Origin of the sequence: Dyadobacter tibetensis Y620-1, from assembly GCF_000566685.1 — a bacterium.
Lineage (GTDB): Bacteria > Bacteroidota > Bacteroidia > Cytophagales > Spirosomataceae > Dyadobacter > Dyadobacter tibetensis.
The window spans coordinates 1-9,138 of record NZ_AZQN01000017.1; the positions used below are offsets into that span (position 1 = coordinate 1).

The 9,138-nt window shown below is 35.0% G+C and carries 10 protein-coding genes; 7 read left to right on the forward strand and 3 right to left on the reverse strand.

Annotation, left to right across the window (positions count from 1 at the left end; genetic code table 11):
* Nucleotides 1-113: 113 nt before the first annotated feature.
* From X939_RS24150 to X939_RS22800, 3 genes are all read right to left on the reverse strand, one after another.
* Nucleotides 114-314, reverse strand: coding sequence for a DUF6088 family protein (locus X939_RS24150; RefSeq protein WP_374754306.1), 201 nt, complete (start codon nucleotides 312-314; stop codon nucleotides 114-116).
* Entirely contained in the window at nucleotides 293-457 is a 165-nt protein-coding gene (locus X939_RS24155) for a DUF6088 family protein (protein ID WP_374754307.1), read from the reverse strand. Before X939_RS24155 ends, X939_RS24150 begins: the two co-directional genes overlap by 22 nt.
* Before the next feature lie 289 nt (nucleotides 458-746).
* The gene (locus X939_RS22800; RefSeq protein ID WP_044200339.1) at nucleotides 747-1,112 is read right to left on the reverse strand and encodes a hypothetical protein; all 366 of its coding nucleotides are present in this window, start codon (nucleotides 1,110-1,112) and stop codon (nucleotides 747-749) included.
* A 183-nt stretch (nucleotides 1,113-1,295) separates the two neighbouring features.
* On the opposite strand from X939_RS22800, the gene X939_RS0121770 reads away from it, so the two are divergent.
* From X939_RS0121770 to mcrC, 7 genes are all read left to right on the forward strand, one after another.
* The gene (locus X939_RS0121770) at nucleotides 1,296-2,432 is read left to right on the forward strand and encodes a tyrosine-type recombinase/integrase (RefSeq protein ID WP_025765379.1); all 1,137 of its coding nucleotides are present in this window, start codon (nucleotides 1,296-1,298) and stop codon (nucleotides 2,430-2,432) included.
* A gap of 67 nt (nucleotides 2,433-2,499) precedes the next feature.
* Nucleotides 2,500-3,384 (forward strand): hypothetical protein, encoded by an 885-nt coding sequence (locus tag X939_RS0121775; RefSeq protein ID WP_025765380.1) that lies wholly within the window; start codon nucleotides 2,500-2,502, stop codon nucleotides 3,382-3,384.
* Between the two features lie 202 nt (nucleotides 3,385-3,586).
* On the forward strand, nucleotides 3,587-4,174 hold the full coding sequence (locus X939_RS0121780; RefSeq protein WP_084299618.1) for an HAD hydrolase-like protein: 588 nt from the start codon (nucleotides 3,587-3,589) through the stop codon (nucleotides 4,172-4,174).
* Between the two features lie 3 nt (nucleotides 4,175-4,177).
* Nucleotides 4,178-4,801, forward strand: a complete 624-nt coding sequence (locus tag X939_RS0121785; protein WP_044200341.1) for a phosphoribosyltransferase — start codon at nucleotides 4,178-4,180, stop codon at nucleotides 4,799-4,801.
* Between the two features lie 14 nt (nucleotides 4,802-4,815).
* Nucleotides 4,816-5,805, forward strand: coding sequence for a DNA-processing protein DprA (locus X939_RS0121790; RefSeq protein ID WP_025765383.1), 990 nt, complete (start codon nucleotides 4,816-4,818; stop codon nucleotides 5,803-5,805).
* A 222-nt stretch (nucleotides 5,806-6,027) separates the two neighbouring features.
* Nucleotides 6,028-7,920, forward strand: a complete 1,893-nt coding sequence (locus tag X939_RS22805) for an AAA family ATPase (RefSeq protein ID WP_025765384.1) — start codon at nucleotides 6,028-6,030, stop codon at nucleotides 7,918-7,920.
* A 3-nt stretch (nucleotides 7,921-7,923) separates the two neighbouring features.
* Nucleotides 7,924-8,961, forward strand: coding sequence for a 5-methylcytosine-specific restriction endonuclease system specificity protein McrC (gene mcrC / locus X939_RS0121800; RefSeq protein WP_025765385.1), 1,038 nt, complete (start codon nucleotides 7,924-7,926; stop codon nucleotides 8,959-8,961).
* Nucleotides 8,962-9,138: the final 177 nt, after the last annotated feature.

Here is a 9,138-nt window from a genome sequence, read left to right on the forward strand (position 1 = left end):
GAATATCTTGGGTGCCAAGGTAGCCAGGACGATGTGTTTCAATTTCACCTTTATTTTGTTCTCCCTACTTTTCGTTAAAGGGGTACAACCGGCAGATTCGTAAGGATTAATCCTTACGGAGCAACCTTTGCGCCAAGTTCCTTGAGGGCTTGTACGGCCAGCCTGCTAACTTTCCCCTTTGCAAGAAGATGCTTAGGCGGGACCTTTTTAAAATTAATGGTCCGCCAATCCAATGGGATTTCGCGTGGTGATCCATCGGTTAAAAGGACAATTTTCATTGGAAGCTGTGTACTTAATCCAAGGGCATTCTCAATGCATAGCTCCCACTAGGAATCGTTCTTATTTTGTCTCTTTTTGCAATTGCCTCCGCGACCGCCTCTACAGTCGGAATTACTATTCCAATCAAGGGGCTTTCTTTTGGCCTTCTATAAATTCTTGGTATCCCCTTATTAATCATCACAAAGGAAGGGTTTTCTGCTTTTAGCGATGAAGCGTTAATGACCAGCACCCATACGGCCGTCTCGTTTATCTAAGACGGCTTTTTTTACTTATCGCTGAAATGGGAAGCTAGCCCAACGACTCCTACTTTGACCAGAGACATAAAGCGAATTTTTTCAAGTACTGGTAAACACGTATATGGTTTACCGTAATTCGTATTGCCCATATATATATTTTAAGTATGGTGTATAGAATTAAGTAAGGATTGCAGCGGCTTTAAAAGGCAATTTCAAAATGGATCTGATGATTTAGGCATCGGGCTGGTTTCTTACAATTAGCACTTCATCATCTGAAAACTCCATCCATCCGGTATCATAAATGTAATGCATCATTTTTCCACTTGAATTGATATGGAAATGCGTATGGTATTTCCAGTGAAAGCGTTTCTCCTCAAGTACGATTCGTGGTACTTTTACTTTAGATTGTTTTGAAGTTAATACTTCAAGTAAAATAGATCGATTTCTATGTAAATGCCTATCTATTCCATAGGCTTGTTTATCGGTATGTCTTCTTAATTTCGAATGATAACTGTTTTTGCAAATTATACTGCAAAAGATTTTACCGGCTCTGCCAACAAGTGGCGTTTTACAAATCTTACATTTTGGTGATGGCATGGGTAAGTTGTTTTACATAAAAAACTGTTCTTGCATGTAAATCATTGTTGGATAACTGGTTGTGATTATTTTGAAATAATAGTTGGATAACGGTTATGAAACGTTTGTAAACGAATATAAGCGTTTGTAATCATTGTTGTTTTAAAAAATATGTCTTTTTTGTATATCAAAACCTGAACAGTTATGATTATAAAGAAACAAATCATCATTTATACGCCGGTACCGCGGAGCCACCGTTTTAAACTGTTTATTCCTTATGAATTAAAAGCTGAAAGGGAATGGCTCAAAATGCAGAATACGACATTTTACCATGCCAATCAGAAACTTTGGAGTATGCTAAATACACCAGAAAATAAGAAGCTTGTAGCACGGCGATTTAAAGGGATCTATGCAGTTCAAGGTGCTGGCATACCGGCAGCTTCTATCCAAAAGGCAATAACATTGAGCGAGGATATGTTAAATGCTTTGGCATTGTGCGAACAAAAATTTGTGTTAAAAGCCTTGAGTAGCTCAACTATAAAAAACTATTTATCGGCACTGAGCTATTTCTTTTCGTTTTTTAACAGCAGGTCGTTTCCGGAAATTACCAAAGATGAGATTGAAAGTTATGTTTACCATCTTAAAAGCAAATACAAAATATCAGACACAAAGCAGAATACGGTGATTAATGCCATAAAAGCCTATTATGAATATGTATTAGAACAGCCACGGGAGTATTACAACATCCAGCGGCCAAAAAAATCCAATCATTTACCCAATATATTCAGCAAGGATGAGATAAGAAAGTTGTTGCAAGCACCCCAAAACTTAAAACACAGATGTATATTGCTAACAATTTACAGCTCGGGATTACGAATAAGTGAAGCACTGAACCTCCGCATTGCGGATATACATTCCGATGAAGGCTATCTATTTATTAAAGATTCAAAGTGTAAACGAGATCGTAAAACCATTCTTTCACCGATACTATTGCAGGTTTTACGTTCTTATTATAAAGCGTATAAACCAGCGTATTGGCTCTTTGAAGGGCAGGACGGTGGGAAATATAGTGCCAAAAGCATTCAAAATGTATTGAGAAGTGCGGTGGAGAAAAGTGGCGTAAATCCCTGGGGAACAGTGCATACACTGCGTCACAGCTTCGCTACGCACTTATTACAGGAAGGTGTGAATCTTCGCATTATACAGAGTATGTTGGGTCATAGTAGTAGCAAAACCACAGAAATTTATACCCATGTACTGGCCATTAATAACAAAACGGCCAAAAGCCCGCTTGATTTTCTTGAAAATTTCGATATAATTGTAGAGAAACCTACTGACTAATACGATATAGACGCAACTAGTGCCGTAAATAACAGTGTTATAGGCAACACTAAAAAGACAGACAACTATGTATGAACAAGTTTATAGTGCGACACAAATAAAAGGCGACTTGACATTTCTGAAATACACAATAAAGAAAAATCAAGTTCAACTAATCGCTAATACTGGACTTCAAAAACTAATTGATGATTGTGAACTCTATTTGAGTTTGCAACAAGTGACACAGGAGCAAATCAAACCCATTACAGTTCTGTTTACCCTCGTAAACTCATTGAGAAAATTATGGCTATCGGACATTGACTTTACAATTCAATTACGAGCAATGAATACTGGATGGTATGAATATGGAAATGCCGACCCGAATTTGCAGCACTTTTTTAAAGATTTTGAATTTGAAATATTCTCTGCCAGTCAGTTGATTAAGAACCAAATTCAAATAGACTTGCCACAACATACCGCAGGCGAAGACTTACAGTTTGGCGACATAGATATTCAATGCAAACACCCAAACACATTAAATCAAGTTGAGAATAATATTAGAGATTTCACAACAAGACTAAATCAAAGCAATAGATATGGTGTCTTTGGGTTGGCTGTTGACGATTGCTTAAACTATGCAGAAAGACTAATTTTTACTGACAACAATGACTTTGAAACATATTTACAAAATAAGCTGACAGCAAGTGAACCAATCTTAGAAAGAATATTTAGGGACAACCTGGCACGGGCGACAAGAATTTTAGGACTATATACAACTTCAACTTACTTCGTGCTAATTGACGGCAACGGACTTAAACTTGTTAGAACGACCAATTCAGTTTTTTGCTTCCGACCAGACAGAAGAGAAATTAGTGATACATTTTACAAACAGGCTTATAAAGTAATCTCAACCTTCAATCCACAACCAACTTGGCTGACTATTGAAAATCAAACTTTACAATCAATAAGCTAATGACAAGAAGTGCTGCCTATAACACGGGTTTTGCGTCAGGTGGGGTGACGTGCAAACTTGGAGCTTTGTGCTTCTATTCAAGTGTAGTGCTGGTTGATAGTTTTGTGCTTCGGAACCCGCCCGAACGCAAAGCCCGAAAACGTTAGGTGCAAGTGTAAGAGCCGACCACCACAAACCACAACGGACAGCAAAAAAGGCAAAAATGGAAAACATAAAACAAGACAGTGATTTTAAAATTAATTCAGACACTGTTTTACTATTTGATATGGACGGAACTTTAATAGACACCGATTTTGCAAACTTTCTATCGTATAAAAATGCGATACAATCAATAATTAAGCTTGAGAAAGAAATTGAATATAATCCGAATGAAAGATTTAATCGTACTACTTTAAAAGCAATCTTCCCAAATTTGACCGAAACCGAATTTGAAAAAATAGTCCAACAAAAGGAGGAAAACTACAAAGAACATTTATCTCAAACCAAACTCAATAAATCAGTAGCTGACATTTTAATGAAATTTTACACAACCAATAAAACCGTTTTGGTTACGAACTGTCGAGAAGATAGAGCCTTGATGACATTGAATTATCACAATCTAACCGACAAATTCAGCAACATATTCTTCAAGCAGAATTTTGACAATAAAAACCGAACGAACAAATACAAAAAAGCAATAACAGATTTGAGCCTGCAGGCTCAAACAATAATTGTTTTTGAAAATGAAAAACAGGAAATTGAAGATGCTCTACTTTCAGGAATTTCGATTGATAACATTTTAAGTCTATAGAATATGACACCTTTTACAATGACACGAAATAATTATCTGACCCAAAACATTCAGGGTTTCTACCACACAGATTTCGGTGGTGTCGAACTTCCAAACAACCCTAACTATCTCTACAAATTAAAAAATGACCCACACCATAATTGGACTGACTTTAGAATTCAAGAAGCACAACAACAATTATTGGCTGTACTTCTTAATGACCTGCCTGATGTATTACCTCAAATTAATAAAAACTCTTTGACAGTTTGTGTTGTTCCAAGAGCCAAAGCTGACACAACCTATCGTCCTAATCAACTGCTTTTCAAAGCAACTGTAAGGTCTGCTGTAAATCGGTTGGGTAATAGCTTTATTGATGGTACAGATTTTATTACACGACATACTAATACTAAGACAACACACCTTAGACGACCAATGGAAGGATTTGTAAATGATGGTTCAGAGCCATATCCAGGTATAAGTTTAGCTACTTGCAATTTTTCGGCAAACATTAACGGTCGTGATATTCTATTAATTGATGATATTTATACGAGGACTGTGAACATTGATGAAGATATGGTTCAAGCATTATTAAGTCGTGGAGCAAACTCAGTTACTTTTTATGCAATTGGAAACACCATTCACGGTTAATAAATCGAAATAAAATGAAGTACACAGACAACGCAATCAACATCATAACTGCAAAAACCTACAAAGGTATTGGCAGAGCTTGGATAAATAAAATGTTAAAGGGCAATGAAAGTGTTGAGACAATTGTTTCATTATTAAATAATAACTCAAAGCAAGAAGAATTAATCACCGTTGATGATTTTGAGTTTGATAAAAATCAAATATTAACCAAAATAGAAAATTTTCAAGATAGTTGCGATGGACTTGTGGCTATTGGCGACAAAAATTTTCCTAAATACAGAGGAAATGTAAAGGAAAGCGAACGACCAATTTTTCTTTTTTACAAAGGAGATATTAGTCTTCTTGACTTTGAACATTCTTGCATTACTGTAATTGGACTTCTTAACCCAGATGAAAAAATCGAAATCAGAGAACAAAAAATAGTTGCAGAAATTGTAAAAAAAGAGGTAATTATTGTAAGCGGATTAGCTTTCGGTTGCGATAGTATTGCACATAAACAAGCACTTATTGGCGGAAAAACCATAGCCGTTTTACCAAGTCCGCTAAATAATATTATGCCAGCGAAAAATAAAGGTTTGGCATTTGAAATTGTTGAAGAAGGCGGACTTTTAATAACTGAATATTATGATGAACATAAATCTGCTATGGATTTAAGCAGCAGATATAAAGACCGTGATAGATTACAAGCGTTATTTTGTGATGCTATTATTTTAGCTGCAAGTTATGCACAAGACACAGCCGAACGATGGAAAATATTCGGACAAAAATTAGATAGTGGTGCGAGATTAGCAATGGGATTTGCAAAAGATTATAATATTCCAAGAGCAGTAATGTATGACCAAAAACTTGATAGCGAAAATCCAATGTTTGATTTAAACAGACAATTAATTGCCGAACAAAAGGACATTACAATTCTGACACAAAAAAGCTTGGAAGATTTAATCAACAAAGTGAAATCAAAAAATAATAATACGACTGTAATCCAAGCAAATCTATTTGATTAAAAATTTATTTTAAGAAGCTAAACGAGATGAAAAACAGAACACCAGCACCTAACAGCACCTATAAGAAATTGGCGGTTCAGTGGTTAAATCAAGTGCAGTTTTTCAATCAAACTTTCGTGCAGGTTGACAGTTCTGTGCTTCGAAATCGCCAACTTCTTATAGCTGCGAAACGTTGTCGGTCATTGTGAAGACGACTCCGAAACAGAGAATAAAACATAAAAAATGACACAAGAAGAACTAATAATAAATTGGAGCGACAAAATACTAAACCATCTTCTTAAACTCAAAGAGAAGAAATATCCTGATTTAACTTTTTGGCTTAGAAAACAAGACAGTGAAAGACTTAGGAAAGGATATTGGTTTCAAGGCAGTCATTATCTCTTTTTGGGACTTGTAAATAAAGGAGATTGGAAAAACAAAACTCGACAAGCAGGTTTAGTTTATAATTTTTGGGATATAGAAAACCCAAGTGCTCACTTGAGTTTGACATTTCAATCTGAAACTGACAACGCTATAATAAAATGCTACGAAGAAATTGCCTCCAAAATAGATGGATTCAATAAAAGCGGTAAAGGCAATTACCAAAAAGTATATTCAGAGACCGATTTCATTAAAGTAATTGACAATTTTTACGCAACTGATTGGAAAATATTTAAAGAAACCTTTGAAGAATATGGTCTTTCAGAAGATTTAATAATTCCAGAAGAAAAGTTTCAAATTCTACTAAGCAGAACGCTTCAAGTCAAAGAGAACAGAGATATTGTTTTGCCCCAAGACACTACTCACGAACCAGATGACGATTTAAACTATTGGTGGCTAAACGCTAATCCAAAAATTTGGTCTATTAGCAAGCATAACGTAGGAGAAAAACAAACCTACACTACGCATAACGAAAAAGGAAATAATAGAAGAATATACAAGCACTTTGAAGCAACCAAAAGAGGTGACTTAATGATTGGGTACGAAAGTACACCAACTAAACAAATTAAAGCTATTTATGAAATCACCCAAGGAATTCATAATACAGCTAATGGTGAAGAAATAGAATTTGAACTGATTGAAAAATTGGAAATTCCAATTCATTGGAACGACTTAAAAAATAATCCTTCTCTGCAAGAATGTGAAGTATTTATAAATAACCAAGGTAGTTTATTCAAGCTGACAGAAGAAGAGTATGAAATTATAAGGGAAGTTATTGATAATAAGAACATCATTACCGAAAAACTGCTTAAATCTGAAAATGTCAAAAGCTATAAATTTTCAGAAGACCCTGATAAGCCATTCATAAGTGAAACAGATTTTTCGAACACTGTTTCATTATTAAAGCGAAAGAAAAATATAATACTACAAGGCCCTCCAGGCGTAGGCAAGACTTTTATCGCTAGAAAACTTGCTTATGAAATTATGCAAGAAGTCAAGGATGCTAATATTGAAATGGTTCAGTTTCACCAATCGTATAGTTACGAAGATTTTATACAGGGGCTACGTCCTACCCAAAAAGGCGGTTTTGATTTGCGAGACGGCATTTTCTATTCATTTTGTCAAAGAGCCTTAGCTCATCTAGAACGACCTTTCTTTTTCATTATTGACGAAATTAATAGAGGTAACTTAAGCAAGATTTTTGGTGAATTAATGATGCTAATTGAAGCGGACAAAAGAGAAGAAAAATTTGCCTTAAAACTTACTTATGCAGAGGACGAAGAAGACCGTTTTTATGTGCCTGCCAACCTTTACATAATTGGCACAATGAATACGGCTGACCGTTCTTTGGCAATAGTAGATTACGCTTTAAGAAGAAGATTTGCTTTTGTTTCATTACAGCCAGACTACGGTTCAAACTTTCGTGCATTTTTAGCTGATAAAGGTTTGTCTGATGGTATTATTGAACACATATGTTCATCAATTTCAAAATTGAATGTCAAAATAAAAGAGGATGTTAACCTTGGTGAAGGCTTCCAAATTGGACATAGTTATTTCTGTACGTACACAAATGATGGTAACGAAAATCAATGGTGGACAGACATTTTAAATTATGAACTGAAACCTTTGTTAGAAGAAATTTGGTTTGACGACCTTTCAAAAGTTTCTGATACAGTTAAACAGCTTTCAAGATAGAAAATGGCAATCCCAATTGAAAACATATACTTCCTACTTTGCTATGCTTGGAACAAGCTAGATGAAAAAGAGCGGGTTGATATTTCAATTGACGATAAAACAGAACTTCTTGATTTATTTGCTAAAGTGCTAATTACTTCTTCAAAACTTCTTCTGAAAAGAGGTATTGATAAAAGTTACATAGACCACGAAGAAGAAATTTCAGGTGTTAAAGGTAAAATCGAAATAAGTCAAACACTCAAGAGAAATTTGCTTTTCAAGCAAAAAACTTTTTGTACTTATGATGATTTCTCTGCTAATATTATTACAAATCAAATTTTGATTTCAACAATTTACAGGCTAACAAGGACAAAGGGTATTGATCCTCTCCTAAAAATGGAATTAGCCAAACTACAAAAAATGTTTTTAGGTGTTGACTTGATTGAAATCAAAGGAAGCCACTTCAAGCAAATTAAATTGAATAGGAACAATCGGTTTTACGGTTTTGTGATGAACGTATGTTGCTTGATTTATGAAAGCACTTTCCCATCAGAAGAAAAGGGCAAATACAAATTCTCAGATTTCACAAGAGACGACAACAAAATGAATCAATTGTTTGAGGCATTTATTAGGAATTTCTATCGCCTTGAGCAACAGAAATTCAATACTGTAAAGAAAGAAACGATTAAATGGCAATTTCAACATCAAGGCATTGAGAGTTATCAATATTTACCTCAGATGGAAACTGACATCTCCTTAGAAAACGAAGAACAGAAAGTAATAATTGATGCTAAATATTACAGAGAAACAATGACCACAAATTACGACAAGGAGAGAATTAAGTCCTCTAACTTATATCAGTTATTTAGCTACTTACTAAATCAGCAAGACGTAAGCGAAAAGACCAAAATGGCAACCGGAATTCTTTTGTATCCAACAATTGAAAAAGATTACAATTTAGATTTTCAATACAACGACCATAAAATTCAAATAAGGACAGTAAACCTTGACACAAATTGGAGAAATATATCGACTAGACTAAAAGAAATAATAAATGCTTGACAACGTGGAAAATAAACAACGAACCGCCAACATTGGCTATACGTAATGCGGGAGAAAGTGCTGATATGAAAGTAATTACAATAAATAAACCAACTGCTAAACGGAAAGTGAAGTACCTTAAAATCCCGCACTCCGCATAGCCGGGCCGTTAGGTGTTATGTTTACGACACAGTCCCT

Coding starts and splice junctions, on each gene's coding strand:
- X939_RS24155 (WP_374754307.1), bottom strand. CDS start 457: ATGATTAATAAGGGGATACCAAGAATTTATAGAAGGCCAAAAGAAAGC.
- X939_RS22800 (WP_044200339.1), bottom strand. CDS start 1,112: ATGCCATCACCAAAATGTAAGATTTGTAAAACGCCACTTGTTGGCAGA.
- X939_RS0121770 (WP_025765379.1), top strand. CDS start 1,296: ATGATTATAAAGAAACAAATCATCATTTATACGCCGGTACCGCGGAGC.
- X939_RS0121775 (WP_025765380.1), top strand. CDS start 2,500: ATGTATGAACAAGTTTATAGTGCGACACAAATAAAAGGCGACTTGACA.
- X939_RS0121780 (WP_084299618.1), top strand. CDS start 3,587: ATGGAAAACATAAAACAAGACAGTGATTTTAAAATTAATTCAGACACT.
- X939_RS0121785 (WP_044200341.1), top strand. CDS start 4,178: ATGACACCTTTTACAATGACACGAAATAATTATCTGACCCAAAACATT.
- X939_RS0121790 (WP_025765383.1), top strand. CDS start 4,816: ATGAAGTACACAGACAACGCAATCAACATCATAACTGCAAAAACCTAC.
- X939_RS22805 (WP_025765384.1), top strand. CDS start 6,028: ATGACACAAGAAGAACTAATAATAAATTGGAGCGACAAAATACTAAAC.
- mcrC (WP_025765385.1), top strand. CDS start 7,924: ATGGCAATCCCAATTGAAAACATATACTTCCTACTTTGCTATGCTTGG.